The sequence below is a fragment of the Amycolatopsis sulphurea genome, assembly GCF_002564045.1.
Lineage (GTDB): Bacteria > Actinomycetota > Actinomycetes > Mycobacteriales > Pseudonocardiaceae > Amycolatopsis > Amycolatopsis sulphurea.
This window is the reverse complement of the sequence record NZ_PDJK01000002.1, coordinates 2,051,155-2,066,988: the sequence shown is the minus strand read 5'-3', so window position 1 is coordinate 2,066,988 and position 15,834 is coordinate 2,051,155. Positions and strand designations below refer to the sequence as shown.

Here is a 15,834-nt window from a genome sequence, read left to right as displayed (position 1 = left end):
ACACCACAAAGGAGGCGATCCCGTGGCCCGCGACTTCGAGGTCCGCGTAGACGGACTCAAAGAGCTGCGCGCCGCCATCCGGCGCACCAAGGACGACGACTTGCGCAAGGCGTTGGCGCAGGCGCACAAGGACACCGCCGACGTGGTGGCCCAGCCCGCGAGCCGTGCGGCTCCGCACCGCTCCGGCCGACTGGCCCGCACCGTCAAGCCGTCGGCGAGCGTCAAGGGGGCCATCGTCCGCGCCGGGCGGGGCAGCTCCGTGCCGTATGCCGGGCCGATTCATTTCGGTTGGCGCAAGCGGCGCATCCGCGCGCAGCCGTTACTTTTCCGCACCGCCGGGCAGAAGCAGGACGAGTACACCGCCGTGTTCCGCGACCGGATCACCCGGCTCGTCCGGCGCGCCCTCGGTTCATAGATAGGAGAATTCTTGTCCGAGTTCATTTCCATCGACATCGATGAACTAACGATTGCCGAAATCGAGACCGTCGAAGATATCATCGATGCGCCCATCGAATCCGTGGCCAAGCCGGGCACTCGCAAGGGCAAGTTCCTGCGCGCACTCGCGTTCGTGATCAAGCGGCGCGAGGACCCCATGTTCACGATCGAACAGGCGGGTGACCTGAAGATCCGCGTTGAGAGCCCGGTGAAGCCGGACCCTACCGGACCCGCCGCGCAGTAACGAAAGCGCGGCTCGTGGCCCATTTCGGGGTCACGTGGGCGGACCTACAGGCGTTGCGGCTCGACGAGTTCAACGCGCTCGTGTCCGCAATGGACAAAGACTTGAAGGCCCGCAACCGCAGGGGAGGCGGAGGCGACGAGCCGGGTATCCGCCGTACCCCGGTCATGACGTGAGGGGGTGCCCGTGGCAAAGCCGATCAAGGTCACGATCCTCGGAGACGTATCCGACCTGACCCGCAAGCTCGACGACGGCGACAAAGCCGTCTCCGGGTTCGGGGTCTCCCTGGGCAATGTCGCGTCCAAGGTCGCCGGAATGGCGGCGAAGTTCGCCGTGGTGTCCGGCGCGGTCGCCGGGATCGGTGACGCCATCTCCGACGCGATCTCGCAAGAGTCGTTGACGGACAAGCTGAACGCGCAGCTTGGCGCGACCGGCGCACAGGCGAAGGCCTACGGTGCTGCGGCAGGTTCGCTGTACGCCAAGGGCTACGGCGAATCGATGGGCGACGTTACCGAAGCGATTCGCGGCGTCGTCCAGAACATCGACGGTCTCCGTGACGCATCGCAGGCCGACCTTGAACGCATCGCGGCGAAGGCATCCGACACGGCGGCCGTGTTCGATCAGGACTTGGGCGGAGTGACCCGCGCCGTGGGCCAGATGATCCGGACCGGTCTTGCGGGCAACGCCGATGAGGCGTTCGACATTATCACCGCCGGGTTCCAACACGGGGTCGACAAGTCCGGCGACTTCCTGGACACGCTCAACGAGTACGGCACGATGTTCCGCAGCCTGGGCTTGGACGGCAAGACCGCGACCGGTCTGCTGTCTCAAGGACTTCAGGCGGGCGCACGCGATGCGGACAAGGTCGCCGACGCGCTGAAGGAATTCGCCATCCGCGCGAAGGATGGCAGCAAGACGACCGAAGACGGCTTCAAGGCCATCGGCCTGAGCGCGTCGGAAATGGCAGGCAAGCTCGCCGCAGGCGGGCCGGTCGCAGCCGCAGCGCTTGACCTCACACTTGACCGGCTGCGCGCTATCCCTGACCCGGTGAAGCGCTCAACAGCGGCCGTCAATCTCTTTGGTACGCAGGCGGAAGATCTTCAGGACGCGCTGTACGCGCTTGACCCATCGACCGCCGTCATGAGTTTGGGTCAGGTATCCGGCGCAGCCGTAGCGGCGGGGAACACGTTGCACGACAACGCGCAGGCAAGACTTGAAGTGTTCGGAAGGACCTTGTCCGGCGGGCTAGTGACCGTTCTCGGTACCTACGTGGTGCCGCTTATCGAGAAGGTGGCGGGAGTGCTGGCCGCCGTGTTCGGCCCAGCCGTGGGTGCGGCAGCGGGGATCGTGAACGACACGGTGATTCCCGCGCTTCGGTCTCTTGTGGATTGGGTCGGACGGAACAGCGATTGGCTGTCCATCGTTGCCGGGGTCATCGGTTCCGTGTTCCTGCCCGCGCTCGTAGCAATGGGTGTCCAGGCCACGATCAGCGCGGCACAGACCGTCGCGGCGTGGGTCTCGGCCAAGGTCGAATCGATTGCTTCGCTTGCCGCACAGTCACTCGCGCTCACGCAGCTTGCCGCCTCCTGGGTTTCTCTTGGCGTACAGAGCTTCCTGCAGTCTTCGCGAGTGGCAGCCGCGTGGGTCCTTTCCAAAGTGGAGGCTCTCGCATCGCTCGGGGTACAGGCGGCCGCCTTCGTTCAGCTCGGCGCGGCATGGGTGCTCATGGGCACTCAGGCCTTCGTGTCCGGCGCTCAAGTCGTTGGCGCGTGGGTTCAGTCCAAAGTGGAAGCGTTGGCCTCGCTTGCGGCGCAGGTTCCCGCGTTCGCCTCGCTCGTCGCCGGATGGGTATCCCTGGGGCTGGAAAGCGTCATCCGGGGCGCGCAGATGGCCGCGGCCTGGGTCACGGCGATGGGGCCGATTGGCTGGATTACCACCGCAGTCGCCGGACTGGTCACGTTGATCATCGCGAATTGGGACACCGTCAAGCAATTGACTGTCGACGCCTGGAACGCGATAGTCGGCGCGGTAACGGCCGCCGGGCGAGCAGTCGTTGACGCAGTCGTCTTCGCGTTCAACTGGGTGGTCGACAAGGTCCGCAGCGCCAAGAATGCAGTCGTTGATGCCTGGTCCAATGTCACCGAGTTTTTCGCAAACATCGGCCGAGGAATTCGAGATGGAATCGCGAATGCGATCGACTGGGTCACCGATAAAATCCGCGGCGCAGTGAACTGGATCCGCGATCGATTCAACGACGTTAAGAATTTCCTGTCGAGCCTGAACCCCTTCCGCGCCATGGGCGGCCCAATTTCGGCTACCGGAGTTTACACCGTCGGCGAACGCGGACCCGAACAAGTGCTGTTACCGAAAGGCGCTCAAGTAGTTCCCAATCATGCCTCAGCCGGCGCAGGGCGTGGAACTGGCGCGACCGTGAATGTCTACGCGCAGACAAACGCCAATCCCTACGCCATTGGCCGCGAAGTGGCATGGGCCATGAGAACAGGCGGGAGGTAGGCCGGATGCAGGTTCAACGCGAGCAATTCGCCGCCGCGCAACGGGCAGCCTTGAACCTGACCGGACAGTGGATGGCGGAGTACCGGGGCCTGGTAATCGGCGCCCCGGACTCTGCGCTGTCCCTGGTGGCCGTAGACGGCCTGCTGGACACTCCGGGCCTGCGCACATCGGACCAGGTGGCCCTCGCCCGCCACGGCGAAGTAGGCGGGCCGGATTACCTCGGTTCACGCACCGTGTCCCTCACGATCGAGGTGTACGGCCGGGATGCCACCGAGTTCGACGCTGCCCTTGCCGACGTCATGGCCGCGTTTTCACCCGCCCTGCCGGATGCGCCCTTCACGTTCTGGTTCCCCGGCGTCGCGGGCGGCGGCAGGCGGTTCGTGTCCGCGCGCGTGCGTAAGCGCGCGATCCCGGTCAACGTCGAGTACTCGAACCACCTGGCCATGGTGACGGCCGAGCTGTACTGCCCGAGTCCGATCATTGTGACGCCGGAGCTGTTGTCAGGGCGTACGAGCTTGGCGAACCCCGACTCGCCCGGCGGTGGAACACGAACGCCGTTCCGCTTCCCTATCCGCTTCGGAAGAGCAGCCGAACGGGGAATCGTCCGTGTTCTGAACGACGGAAATTTCATCGCATACCCAAAGTTCACCGTTCGCGGCGCAGTCGCCGACCCGCAGATAGTGAATAGGCGCACTGGTGAAGCTCTCACGCTCTCGTATGCACTGCTGCGCGACGAGTGGCTAGACGTCGACACCTACACACATGAAGTGCTTCTCAACGGGGTAGCACCACGATTCTTGACATCCGGCACCGGAAACACATGGCTCACATGCCCTCCCGGCCTGACCGAGTTTGTGTTTAGAGGACGCCGGATTGGCTCGGATTCTGGCGATGACGCAGAGCTGGTATGCGAATGGTCACCTACGTGGGTTTGATCTTTTGGAGGCTTCGCCTGCATGGCTTTAGTTCAACAAATGAATACGCCGCCAATATTCTGTGACAACACAGAATATGCGGCCGGTCTTATGCGCCGGATTCTGGGGCAAATGGTAGCGGCGACTGTAGGCGTATTCGGTCAGTATGACTTCACGGTGACCCTGTCCGGAAATTCTGCCACCGTGTCCCCGGGGCAGGCGGTCATCCCTGCCGCAGCAAACGAAACCGGCGTTTACATCGTTGAGTCGACGGAAAGCGTGGCGCTGAGACTGGACCCGGCCGACTCGACACGGGACCGGACAGACCGGCTCGTGGCCTACGTGATTCCCCCGGCGACCGCCACCGATACGGGCCGGTGGGCAATGGAGATCCGCAAGGGTGCCCCCGCCGCGTCGCCGGTGCCGCCGGTGGTTCCCAACGCGTTCGTGGTGTGCGACTTCGCGGTGCCCGCTGCCTCCAAGGGTGTCGTCCCGTCCGTGTTCGACCAGCGATTCACCGAGTCTCAGCACTACATTTCCGGGCCGACTCTCGCCGGTCTGAAGAAGCCGCCAGTCGGACGCACAGGTCAGCTATGGATGGATGCGTCCAGCGGACACGTGTTTGCGTGGAACGGGTCCATGTGGGCCGGGGTGAGCGATCCGGCATTGCCGCGCGGCTGGGTCGGCGAGGTGAAGCGCACGACCACCGACACATTTAACGCCGAGCTTCTGATGGAACGGCTGACCGTGCCCCTGTCGACCGGGCGACGCTACAAGGCGACGTTCACGACCAACCATTTCGCGGCAGGAACCGGGCCGCCGAACGGGACGGCCAATATTCGGCTAGCTGCCGGAACATCGGTGACGCTGACCAGTCCGATTCTTCGTTCGTCCGGAATTCTCAAGAACAACGTCACCCGCCAGCCATGGGACCTCCTCACGACGTTCACGGTGACGACGAGTGGTACGTACACCCTCGGGATCAGTGCCGCAGCGAACGGCGATCCGACGATCACCTTCCCGGGCGACGGCGGCCGTTGCCTCCTCTTGGAAGACATCGGGGCTGCGTGACGCCCACCTATCGCGTCCTGTTCCGCGATGTCCTGTCCGGCATCATCCACGGAGAGCTGCCAGTGCAGAAGCTGTCGTACACGTCCACGCTCAATGCGCCCGGCTCGGCTTCCATCACGATTCCCCTGAATCCCGGCGTGGCGCACGTCAACCCCCAGACCGTTGAAGGAGGCGGGGCGACGGCGATCTACATCGAGCGGTCGTCCCGAATCGTCTGGTCCGGTCTCCTGTGGGACAGGCAAGCCGACTTTGCGGCGGGCACTCTCGATTTGCAGTGTGAAGGGTGGCTCTCGTACTTCCGGCTGCGTCACTACCACGCTACGACCGCGTTCACGCAGACCGACCAGGCCGACATTGCCCGCGCGCTGCTTCAGCATGCCGGGCAGTACGGGGAGGGCTCACGGCTGGGGATGATCGAGCCCGGCGACGAGAAAACGGGAGTCAAGCGGGACCGGACCTACAAGGAGTCCGAGCACAAGAACATTGGCGAGGCGGTGGAACAGCTCGCCGCCGTGATCAACGGCTTTGATTTCTCGTTCGACGCCGCGTGGCGCGGGGATGACCTGCCTACCACGTTCCGGGTGCACTACCCGGCGGTCGGACGCGCCCGGTCGCTCATGTTGGAGCAGGGCCGGAACTGCTCCATCACAGGTGCCAGCATCGGCGGCAAATCAGTGGTGACGCACGCCTTTGCGCTCGGTCCAGGCGACGGCGCGGACCAGGTCTGGGCGTCGGCAGGGAGCCCGTCGAAGGTATTCCCCCGGCTGGAGGCAATCGAGTCCTTTTCGGACATCAAGGAGTACGCGACGTTGAAGGCGAAGGCCGAGGAGCGGGTACGGACCGGCGCGGCCCCCGTCGTACTGCCCGCGATCGTGCTCTATCCGGACAGTGCGCCCGGTCTGGACGACGTCGACCTTGGTGACGCGGTGACCGTGCGCGGCGGCTACGGCCTGGTCGCGATTGACGGCATGTGGCGGATCACGGAGATTTCCGTGTCTGTCAGCGAATCCAGCGCGGAACAGATCACGCTGACGGCCGCGTCGCGGGACGTGTTTGGGAGTGATGACAAGAGTGGCTAACCCTACGTTGCCGCCATCCCTGCAAGCCGAGTTCCGTGGACTCTCCGAGCGGATCAGTGCCTTGGAGCGAGGGGAACGCAAGGTCACGTACATGGACCGGCTCGCCACTGTGGACGGAATCGTGGCCCGCGAAATGCGGGTCAGGGACGGCGAACGAGCCATCTACACCGTTGGCATGGTCAACCCGAAATACCCGGTGATGGTTGCTCGGTTCATGGTCCAGGTGTACGGGCAGGCGTCAATGACGTTCCGCTTCACCGCGACGCTGGGCAATCTGACGACGAACACACGGACGTTCACCATGAACGGGCTGACCGATCCGAACAGATACAACGTTGATGTCTTCGAAATCGCGTGGCTGCACGGAATGCCGCTGGACGAGTGGGAGGATACCGAAGCCATCTCCGTTCTGCGGAAGTGCGTTGTCCGGTACAAGGTCCAGGCCACCAAGGACCACGTGATCTACACGCGACCGGCCGATGTGTGGGACGACGCGACCGCGCACGGTTTCACCAATGAGCAAGCCAATGTGCTGCTCACGTGGATCACGCCCACCGAAAACACGTACGCCGTGCTGGCCTTTGAGCCGGAGTACGTGTTCCTTGCCCCGCTCTCGACGTACCCGACGGCCACGGCAGAGGGGACGCTACTGCAAGGCACGCCTGCCCCGAGCACGGCGTTGCGGGCGCGGCGGGCCGTCGTCCAGGACGAGCCCGCGCCGCCGGACGACCCGCCCCCGTCCGATCCGCCGCAGCCCGGCCGGGTGGTCCTGCCGGAACCGGTTCCCCCGCTCCCGGTTCCGGTCTTCGGCACCCCGGCCCTTCCGGAGCCGTCCCCGGCAGAGCCCTCGCCGTTCCCGGACCAGCTCGGCGCATGGCCGCTGGAACCGCGCGGCTTCGGCTACTGACCTGCACACCCACGTGCCGTGTGCACCACAACCGGACCCGAGCCGGCCGCGGGCGCGCCCCTTGTGGTGTGCACACCACCCCGGCCCCGGCCCGTCTCGGGCCGACCTTCCCCTTTTCCCTTCACCCCAGAGGAGTTCATATGGCTGTGTCTCAGAATGGCTGGCCCGTCGACCCCGCCCGCCGGTCCCGCACGGTGCCCGGAACGAACGTCCGAGTGGTCGTCGCAGACGGCCCGGCCGGAGACGTGCTCGTGTGGGTGCTCGCGCAGTTCGACCGCCGGGTAGAGGACCTGGACGCGGGCGCGGACGACTGGGGCTACGCGAACCGCCCGATCCGGGGCAGCACCATCACGAGCAACCACGCTTCGGCGACCGCCGTGGATGCCAACGCCACCCGGCACCCGCTCGGCAAGCGCGGCACCTTCACCGCCGGGCAGGTCGCCGAGATCCACCGCATTCTGTCCGAAGTGGACAACGTCGTTCGATGGGGCGGCGACTACACGGGCCGTCGGGACGAAATGCACTTCGAGATCAACGCTTCCTATGCCCGCGTGGCTGCGGTCGCGGCCCGGCTGAACGGCGGCACCCCGGCCCCTCCTGCTCCCGGCTCCGGCGGCCACGCCACCGTCAAGCGTGGTTCCGCCGGGGCCGACGTCGCGTTGGTTCAGCGATACCTTGGTCTCAAGGCGGACGGCATTTTCGGAGCTGACACCGAAGCCGCCGTCAAGCGGTACCAGTCCGCCCAGCACCTCACCGCAGACGGGATCGTCGGTCCCGCCACCTGGGCACGGATTGCTGCCGGTCTTGGGGGGTCTGTTCCTGGCACTGGTGGGGGCGGTCCTGCACCTGCGCAACCGGGGACCACGCTCAAGCGCGGTTCGCAGGGTCCGGCGGTCACCGCGCTTCAGCGGCGGCTCAACGCCTGGTACCCCGCGTACTCGCATCTCACGGCGGACGGTGTCTATGGGGTCGGTACGGAAAGTGTCGTCAAGGAGTTCCAGCGCAGGGCCGGGCTCACTGCGGACGGCATCGCGGGTCCGCGCACGCTCGCGGCGCTGAAGCTCTGAGAGGTCTTCGGGCGGGCCGGGACCTCACCCGGGTCTGGCCCGTGTCCCGCTACGTCCTCCTACCGCCACTGAACACGAAGCAAGGGGCAGCCACAGGGAGGGGCAGAGATGACACAAAGGTCTGTCGGCATCGTCGGCCGGATGCGGTCCGGAAAGGACACCGCCGCCGGGGTTCTCGTCCGGGACTACGGATACACGCGGCTGGGCTTCGCCGACCCGCTCAAGGCCGTGGCCTACGAGACGAGCCCGATTCTGCGGGAGGGTGAGTGGCTCGCGGACGTGGTCGACCGAGTGGGCTGGGAGAGGACGAAGGACGACTACCCGGAGGCTCGGCGGGTCCTTCAGCGCCTCGGCGTGAGCGTCCGGGACACGCTCGGGCCGGATGTGTGGGTCAAGGCGCTGACCGATCGCGTCCGCTTGGTGCGTGGCCCTGTGGTCGTCCCGGACGTCCGCTTCCGCAACGAAGCGGACGAGCTGCGCGGCCGTGGCTTCGTCATCCTGCGTATTCAGCGGCCCGGTCTGCCTGGTCCTGACCCCCACGTGTCCGAGACCGAGTCCGGCGCCATCCGCGCGGACGCGACCGTGATCAACGATTCCACTCCGGACGCGCTTGCCGACCGTGTCCACCAGTTCGTGAAGGAGTACGTACTGTGATCGCCTGCATCCGCCGGTTCCCGGCCCTGGTGCCCTCGCTCGCGGGCGCGCTGGTGGGCCTGCTCGTTGCAACCTTGTGCCCGGCCTGCCGGATAGCGCTCGTCTCGACGTGGCCGCCGCTGCGGTCTCGCTCGTCGCGGGCGTCGAGATCCACCGCCGGGTGACCGCCGTTCCGGCCGATCAGCGGGGCCTGTCGACGCAGTACTACGAGTTCGAGGACATCGAGGCCGCGCCGGAGCTGGAGCCGGAGACCGCCCCGGCCGACTGAACCCGTGCCCTGCCCGCGTCCGGCTTGTGGTGTGCACATCAAGCGCACTCGAGCCGGCCGCGGGGCCTCCGGTTGTGGTGTGCACGCCAACCCCGGCACAGCTGGCCATTTGTGGTGTGCACCACAAACAAAGGTGCGTGAACATGTTCACGTACTAACATTGTGGCATCACACCGGCCAGGGAGGACAGCGACATGACGAACACCGGATCGCAGATCATCAAGGCAATTGAGATGGCGTGGCGCACGATCCAGCGCAAGCACCCGGAGATCCCGACCGTCGTCGCGGTGACCGGCTCGGGCTTCCACGGCAAGAACCCGAAGTGGGCGCACTTCTGGCCGGGCCGCTGGCTGACCGACAACGAAGAGGGCAAGACCCCGACCGTCGTGGACGAGCTGCTGTCCGGCGCGCCGGAGCTGTTCGTCTCCGGGGAGCTGCTCGGGCTGCCTGGCCGCCGGATCATGCAAACCCTTCTGCACGAAGCCGCGCACGGCCTGAACTGCGCCCGCAAGGAGCACGGAACGAACATCAACGGCCGCCACAACCGCGTGTTTGTGAAGGCCGCGAACGAGCTGGGGCTCATCTGGCCAGAGGGCAAGGAGCCGCACAAGTCCATCGGCTTCTCTCAGGTCGAGATCACCGACGAGACCGCCAAGAAGTACGAAAAGATCATCGAGAAGCTCGAAGCCGCCCGCCTGGCATACCTCGCAGACGGCAGACGCTTCGAGAACGGACAGGGCATCGGCACCAAGGGCAACGGGGGCGACGGCGGAGAGGGTGGCGACGGCGGCACTCAGAAGCGCGGCCGGGGTTCCCGGGGCGGCTCGCGCGGCGGAAAGAGGATCTACGTCACGTGCATTTGCGCGACGGCCGACCCGTTCCCCATCACCCCCGGCCGCCTGGAGCGCGCCCCGATCCTCTGCGGGAACTGCATGACCCCGTTTCGGCCCCGCGACGAAGACGACGACTGACACTGACTTAGATGCGTGAACATGTTCACGGGGCTAGCTCGGATCTCCGGGCTAGCCCTTCGTCGTGAGAAGGTGAGCGCATGGAAGCACAGGCGGACTACACGACTGCGCAACAGCGGTTGATCACCCACGGGGCCGGACTCGTTCGTGACGCGGTGGTCCACGGTTCGACAGACGCCAAGGTAGAGCTCGCCCGGGTCCTGGTGGACCTCCGCGCGACGTTCGAGGACAGCAAGGGGCGGCCGGACTACGCGGGCCGTTCCTATGTGTACCGGGGAGCCGTCAACGCGGTGTACGAAGCGTCCGAACTGGACCGCTCGCGCACGGAGGCCGTACGCGTGTCCGTCCGTCACCAGGTCGGGTTAGAGCTGCGGAAGCGGCTCACGCCCGTGCAGCTCGCTGACTACGGGCTTAACCCCGTAGACCGCAACACCCCGCGCCGCAAGGGCGCGTCCGGCCCCGACGACGAGCAGGCCACCGAAGCGGGGAGCTTCGCCGACCGGGTGGCGGAGCTGCACACGCTCGCCGTCGCGCTCGTCGACTCGCCGGAAGCGTCCACGGTGGACGCCGACACGGCCGAGAAGCTTCGTGTCGTCCTTGCCGACACGGCCGCCGCGTGTGGCCGCCTGCGTGCCCGGCTGACTCCCGACGGGCCGTAGCCCGTTCCGCTTCTGAGCCCCTTTCCCTTGCGGGACAGGGACTTTTTCATGTCTGAAAACTTTTTCGCCGAACCGTGTCCCCCTGCGCGCCTCTACCGCCACTGAACGAGACGAGAGAGTGCGACAGAGGGGAAACCGAGTGAGTGCAGTAAAAACAATCAAGCGCGGAGGTTCACGGTTCTACGTGCACCCTGAGACCCGCGAGAAGGTCCCGGGCGTTACGTCCGTGATTTCCATGCTTCCCAAGCCTTTCCTCACCTACTGGGCCGCGAAGGTCACCGCCGAGTCGGCCGTGTCCAACATCGGCCCCGTTGTCGGGCTGGCCATGAACGACCCAACCGGCGCGGTGGACTACCTCAAGCGGGCTCACCGCCGGACGACGAACGAAGCGGCCGACGTCGGCACGGAAGTACATGCCCTGTATGAAAAGTTGGCCCGGGGGGACAAGGTCGGCAGGCAGCATCCGGACCTTGAGCCCTACGTCCGGTGGATCAACGAGTTTCACGACCGCTACCAGCCGCGCTACCGGTTCATCGAAGACGCGGTGTGGTCCGACACCTACAAGTACGCCGGTTCCTTCGACGCTGTCTGTGATATCGAGGGCGAAACCGTGATGCTCGACGCGAAGTCAACTCGTTCCGGGGTTCACGACGAGGTGGCGCTACAGCTTTCCGCGTATGCCTACGCGGACCACATCGTGACGCAGGACGGCGAACAGGTGGCCATTCCGGAGATCCACGCGGGCGCGGTGCTGCACCTGCGACCGGAGGGCTGGAAGCTCGTTCCCGCCCGCGTCGACACGGGCGTGTTCGGTCACTTCCTGAACTTGCGCAAGGTGTTCGACTGGGTCACCACCGAATCGTCAACCGTCATCGGAAAGCCGCTGTTCGAGTCCGTGGCTTCGACCGGCTCCGAACGTCGCGCAACCACGAAGTAGAGGGGAAACCGTTTCATGGCAACGCACAAGGTCACGTACGAGACCATCACCAAGCCCGACCCGAAGACCCTTCCGACCGGCGCGAAGGTCGAACAGATCTCAAGGTTCCCGGCCGTGGTCACCGCACACCGCCGAACGCTGCGCGTGAACCGCGTCCAGGGCGGCGACGGCAACGCGGCCACGGTGAAGATCACCACCGACGACGGTACGGCGAAGGGACTACCCCTCACCGAGGACCAGGCGCGGGAGATCGGCGAAACGCTTGTCAAGGCGGCCGACGAGTCCGCCGCCGAACGAACCAAGCGGGAGAAGGCCGCAAAAACGCGCAAGCTCGCCGACGAACGCATGGCCGCAGCTCGTCGTGCGGATAGGTTGCTGGGCAATCTGGGCAGTCTGGGCTACCGCGACCCGTTCCGCTTCTGAACTTCTGCACCACTGCGGACCAGCCGGGCCCGCACACGACAGCGAGGAATCCCTTTTGTCGCTGCGTATTTTCGAGACCGATCCGGATGCCAAGCCCAAGGCGCGTAGCACCTTCGCCGATGACATTGTCGGCCGGTTCCGCTCGGGCATCCTGATCGGCCGCCGCCCGAAGGCTCTGTCCGAGTGGCGCGTGACGACCGACGACCCGGACGTCGCCGACCGCATGGCCGAGCTGTACGGCGGAACCCCGGAGGAGTGGGACACCGACAAGTCCGACAACCTCCAGGTGATGACCGACGCCGCGCGCGTGTCCATCGTGATCGAGGACGCCGCCGCGCTGCGCACCCGCATGGCCCTCTACGGGCAGGCCGGGCCGATCCACATCTGTGACGGTGCGTACTTCACCGAAGGCCACCCGGACGACACCGAGATCGGCGAGGCGTGCGGCTGCCCGCGCGAACTGGCCAAGCGCAAGGAACAGGCCAAGAGCGGCCGAGGCCCGAAGCCGGACATCTCGCTGCGCTTCCGTCTGGCCGACGACCCGGACGTCGGGCTGTTTCTCTTCTCGTCCGGATCCTGGTCGCTCGTGAACGACCTGCCGGAGATCGAGCGCGCGCTAAGCGCGGCGGACGGCGCAATGGCGGCCGATCTGAAGCTGACCTTCGTCGAGTACGACACGAAGAGCGGTCGGCACGTGGAGTACCACCGTCCGGAGATCGTCATCAAGGGTGCCGTGTAGGCACACCGCTTCACCCGCCCCCGGGGCTGTCCGCACGGACGGTCTCGGGGGCCTTTTCTCGTTTCTCATTGCGGCACTGATTTACCCCATCGGTTTTCCTTACCGATTGATACACCGATTGCAACCTCGCTTCTGTAACCAATTAGCCGCCAGCAAGTCAGCCGGTAGTTCGATGTGTAAGGCAGGCCGCAAAACCACTCGCAAGCCTGTCCGCTAGTGCGTCCGCTAGTGCATTAGCTAGTCGGCTAGTGCGTTAGCTGGTGCGTTAGCTAGTCGGCTAGTGCGTTAGCAAGCCGACTGTCCGTCCGCCAGCAGGTCAATCGGAAGCCGCCGCAACCCAGATTCAGAATCAGACCTATCCACTTGATCTAGATCACGTGGATCAGTGGAAACGTCAGTTTGGAGCTTGCGTAAGTTTCTTCGGTGCGTTATTTGTTGTGCACACACCGACGTCGGCCGCGGGGATCACATGTGGTGCACACACCAAAGAAGAGGAGAAGTCTGTTCATGCACGTTGACGCGCTGCTTCAGCAACTCGGCGGCGGGGCCGTGCTCGAAGACCGGGGCGGGGTCCTGGTGACCTGCCCGGCGCACAAGGACGGACGTCCGTCCTTGTTCGTCTCGCTCAAGCCCGACGGACGGGCGCTGATCCACTGCCGCGCCGGGTGCTCCGCCGACGCGGTGCTGACGGCCGCCGGGCTAAGGACGGCCGACCTGTTCCGGGTGACCGGTGAGCCGACGCTCTCCGACGTCCCGCCCGTCGACCTGGACCCGGGCGCCGTCGCAGCGCTCATGCAGTACGTCACCGCCGCAGCCAGCCGCCTTCCCAGCTCCGAGAGCGCCGCGTACGCCTTCGAGCGCTTCGGGGTGACCGAGGACATGGGGCGAGAGCTTCAGCTTGGGTACGACGACGGCACGGTGAACACCCCGGGCCGTGACTTCCGCACGCAGGCATACACCGCGCATCCCCGGCTTGTCGTGCCCATGCTCGACTGGCACGGGACCCCGCGCGGGCTTCAGGGCCGCGACGTCGGGGGCGCGTGCCCGGCCCGCTGGGTGAACCTCGCAAGCCCGGCCGAAGGTATGAGGTGGTCGGCAACGGGGGTGTTCCGCACCTCCGGGAGCTTCGACACGGTCCTTGTGGCTGAGGGGCCGGGGGACGCACTCACAGCCGTGGCCGCCGGGTACACCGCCGTGGCCGTCCGGGGCTCCGGAGTCGCTCGCTCGGCGCGCACCGCGCGGGAGCTGGTCGACGGCGCGGCCGAAGGGGCGCGGTTTGTACTCGCGGGGGACAACGACCGTTCCGGCCGCGAGTTCAACGAAGCCCTTGGCGCGCGTCTGGCCGAGCTGGGCCGCCCGTCGCGGGTGCTCACTATTCCGGCCGGGCGGAAAGACCTAGCCGATTGGCGCGCCGCAGAGAAGGCCGCCTTCGCCGCCGCGTTGCACCAGGCGGTCTCCGATGCGCCCGCGTGGACCGCTCCGGAGAAGACGCCGCCGAAGCCGGCCCGGCCCCGCCGGGAGCGGGTCCCGATGGAGGGGACCGACATCGCGAACGCCCGTCGGGCGCTGGACATCGTCGGAGCCGACACCGCCTATGTGGATGGCGTCGGGTTCCTCACGTGGACCGGGAAAGTGTGGTCGGTGATGAGCACGACCCGTGAACGCGCCATCGGGCACCGGGTCGCCGACGCGATGACGGCCGAGCTTGCCGAAGTCCGAGAGGCACACGGCGGCGACTCCCTGGCGTACAAGGAAGCGCTGAAGACCGCGCGCCGGATGCACATGGATTCCGGCATCCGGGCCGCGCTGGAACACCTGCGCACGATCACCGGACACGACGTGGAGGACTTCGACGCACACCCGCACCTGCTGACGTTCAACAACGGCACAGTGGATCTGCGGACAGGGCAGCTTAGGGCGCACGCCCGGGACGACCGGCTGACCAAGCTCATCCGCGCCGACTTCGACCCGGACGCGCAGTGTCCACGATGGACACAGTTCCTCGGGGAGATCTTCCCGGATGACCCCGAGTTGCCCGGCTACATGCGGCGGCTGATCGGATACGGGATCACCGGCGAGACCCGGGAACATGTCTTCGCGCTGCTGTACGGGCACGGTTCCAACGGCAAGAGCGTGTTCGTCAACAGTTTGGCGGACGTGCTGCGCGGGATCACGGGGCACGTGTCACAGGCTGCGGTCGCCTACCAGCGCAGCTACGACCCGGGCGCAGCGAATCCGGCCCTTGCCGCTCTGCGGGGTGTCCGGCTCGCAGTGCTCTCGGAGCTGTCCGAAGGGCTCCGGCTGAACGAAGCGCTTCTTAAACAACTCACCGCGGGGGACCCGGTCACCGCGCGCGAGCTGTACAAGGGCATCTTTACGTTCAACCCCACCGCGCTCATGCTCATGGCCACGAACTACCGGCCCGACGTTCGCGGGCAGGATGACGGCTTTTGGCGCAGAACAAGGCTTATCCCGTTCGTGCGCTCGTTCAGCGACGCGGACAAGGACCCGATGCTTTCACGGGCCTTGCTCGCCGAAGCGCCGGGCATCCTCGCGTGGGCCGTGCAGGGGGCGGCCGAATGGTACGCCGGGGGCCTGCGTGAACCCGCGTCCGTCCGGGCGGCCGTCGCCGAGTACCGGCAACAATCCGACCTGTTGGACGGCTTCTTGCCGGGCGTGCTCGTGCACGACCCGGAGGGCAGCATCTTGCAAAAGCAGGCGTGGGACATGTTCCAGAACTGGCGAGACGAAGAACAGGTCATGCAAGTTCTTCGCTGGGGTCCAAGGGAATTCACGCGCAACCTGGAATCGCGCAAGGTGAAGAGCGTCCGCGCGAACGCGGGCAAGAAGCTGATCGGCGTGCGCGCTGCGCGGCCGGACGAGATTCACGCGGGGTAACCACAACCACCAAGGCAGACAGGCTGGACCGAAGGATTTTCCTTGCGGACCGGTCAG

The 15,834-nt window shown here is 66.0% G+C and carries 17 protein-coding genes; all 17 read left to right on the top strand.

Annotated elements, in window-relative coordinates:
• Positions 1-22 precede the first annotated feature (22 nt).
• The 17 genes from ATK36_RS15695 to ATK36_RS15625 all read left to right on the top strand — a co-directional run bounded on the left by ATK36_RS15695 (position 23) and on the right by ATK36_RS15625 (position 15,777).
• Entirely contained in the window at positions 23-415 is a 393-nt protein-coding gene (locus ATK36_RS15695) for a hypothetical protein (RefSeq protein ID WP_098512202.1), read from the top strand.
• A gap of 12 nt (positions 416-427) precedes the next feature.
• Positions 428-679 carry a hypothetical protein gene (locus tag ATK36_RS15690; RefSeq protein WP_098512200.1) on the top strand — a complete coding sequence of 84 codons (252 nt, stop codon included), beginning with the start codon at positions 428-430 and terminating at the stop codon, positions 677-679.
• Between the two features lie 14 nt (positions 680-693).
• The gene (locus tag ATK36_RS32245) at positions 694-852 is read left to right on the top strand and encodes a hypothetical protein (protein ID WP_170069755.1); all 159 of its coding nucleotides are present in this window, start codon (positions 694-696) and stop codon (positions 850-852) included.
• A gap of 10 nt (positions 853-862) precedes the next feature.
• The gene (locus ATK36_RS15685; protein ID WP_098514916.1) at positions 863-3,190 is read left to right on the top strand and encodes a phage tail tape measure protein; all 2,328 of its coding nucleotides are present in this window, start codon (positions 863-865) and stop codon (positions 3,188-3,190) included.
• A 5-nt stretch (positions 3,191-3,195) separates the two neighbouring features.
• Complete coding sequence (locus ATK36_RS15680; protein WP_098512199.1) at positions 3,196-4,125, top strand: phage tail family protein; 930 nt, start codon at positions 3,196-3,198, stop codon at positions 4,123-4,125.
• Positions 4,126-4,236: 111 nt separating this feature from the next.
• Positions 4,237-5,175 carry a hypothetical protein gene (locus ATK36_RS15675; RefSeq protein WP_170069754.1) on the top strand — a complete coding sequence of 313 codons (939 nt, stop codon included), beginning with the start codon at positions 4,237-4,239 and terminating at the stop codon, positions 5,173-5,175.
• Positions 5,172-6,254: a hypothetical protein gene (locus ATK36_RS15670; RefSeq protein WP_098512196.1), complete on the top strand. Its 1,083-nt coding sequence runs from the start codon at positions 5,172-5,174 to the stop codon at positions 6,252-6,254. Before ATK36_RS15675 ends, ATK36_RS15670 begins: the two co-directional genes overlap by 4 nt.
• Positions 6,247-7,161, top strand: coding sequence for a hypothetical protein (locus tag ATK36_RS15665; protein WP_141544450.1), 915 nt, complete (start codon positions 6,247-6,249; stop codon positions 7,159-7,161). The genes ATK36_RS15670 and ATK36_RS15665 overlap by 8 nt, the downstream gene beginning before the upstream one ends.
• Positions 7,162-7,301: 140 nt before the next feature.
• Positions 7,302-8,228 carry a peptidoglycan-binding protein gene (locus ATK36_RS15660; RefSeq protein WP_170069753.1) on the top strand — a complete coding sequence of 309 codons (927 nt, stop codon included), beginning with the start codon at positions 7,302-7,304 and terminating at the stop codon, positions 8,226-8,228.
• Positions 8,229-8,336: 108 nt separating this feature from the next.
• The gene (locus ATK36_RS15655) at positions 8,337-8,882 is read left to right on the top strand and encodes a nucleoside/nucleotide kinase family protein (RefSeq protein ID WP_141544449.1); all 546 of its coding nucleotides are present in this window, start codon (positions 8,337-8,339) and stop codon (positions 8,880-8,882) included.
• A gap of 109 nt (positions 8,883-8,991) precedes the next feature.
• Positions 8,992-9,150 carry a hypothetical protein gene (locus ATK36_RS32240; protein ID WP_170069752.1) on the top strand — a complete coding sequence of 53 codons (159 nt, stop codon included), beginning with the start codon at positions 8,992-8,994 and terminating at the stop codon, positions 9,148-9,150.
• A 194-nt stretch (positions 9,151-9,344) separates the two neighbouring features.
• A complete protein-coding gene (locus tag ATK36_RS15650) occupies positions 9,345-10,121 on the top strand; it encodes a hypothetical protein (RefSeq protein WP_098512190.1) in 777 nt (258 codons plus the stop codon).
• Positions 10,122-10,201: 80 nt separating this feature from the next.
• A complete protein-coding gene (locus tag ATK36_RS15645; protein WP_098512188.1) occupies positions 10,202-10,780 on the top strand; it encodes a hypothetical protein in 579 nt (192 codons plus the stop codon).
• Positions 10,781-11,015: 235 nt separating this feature from the next.
• The gene (locus tag ATK36_RS15640) at positions 11,016-11,717 is read left to right on the top strand and encodes a PD-(D/E)XK nuclease family protein (RefSeq protein WP_211291886.1); all 702 of its coding nucleotides are present in this window, start codon (positions 11,016-11,018) and stop codon (positions 11,715-11,717) included.
• Between the two features lie 15 nt (positions 11,718-11,732).
• A complete protein-coding gene (locus ATK36_RS15635; RefSeq protein ID WP_098512185.1) occupies positions 11,733-12,140 on the top strand; it encodes a hypothetical protein in 408 nt (135 codons plus the stop codon).
• 55 nt (positions 12,141-12,195) lie between these two features.
• Positions 12,196-12,879 carry a recombination directionality factor gene (locus ATK36_RS15630; RefSeq protein ID WP_098512184.1) on the top strand — a complete coding sequence of 228 codons (684 nt, stop codon included), beginning with the start codon at positions 12,196-12,198 and terminating at the stop codon, positions 12,877-12,879.
• A gap of 507 nt (positions 12,880-13,386) precedes the next feature.
• On the top strand, positions 13,387-15,777 hold the full coding sequence (locus tag ATK36_RS15625; protein WP_098512182.1) for a phage/plasmid primase, P4 family: 2,391 nt from the start codon (positions 13,387-13,389) through the stop codon (positions 15,775-15,777).
• The last annotated feature ends 57 nt before the right edge of the window (positions 15,778-15,834 follow it).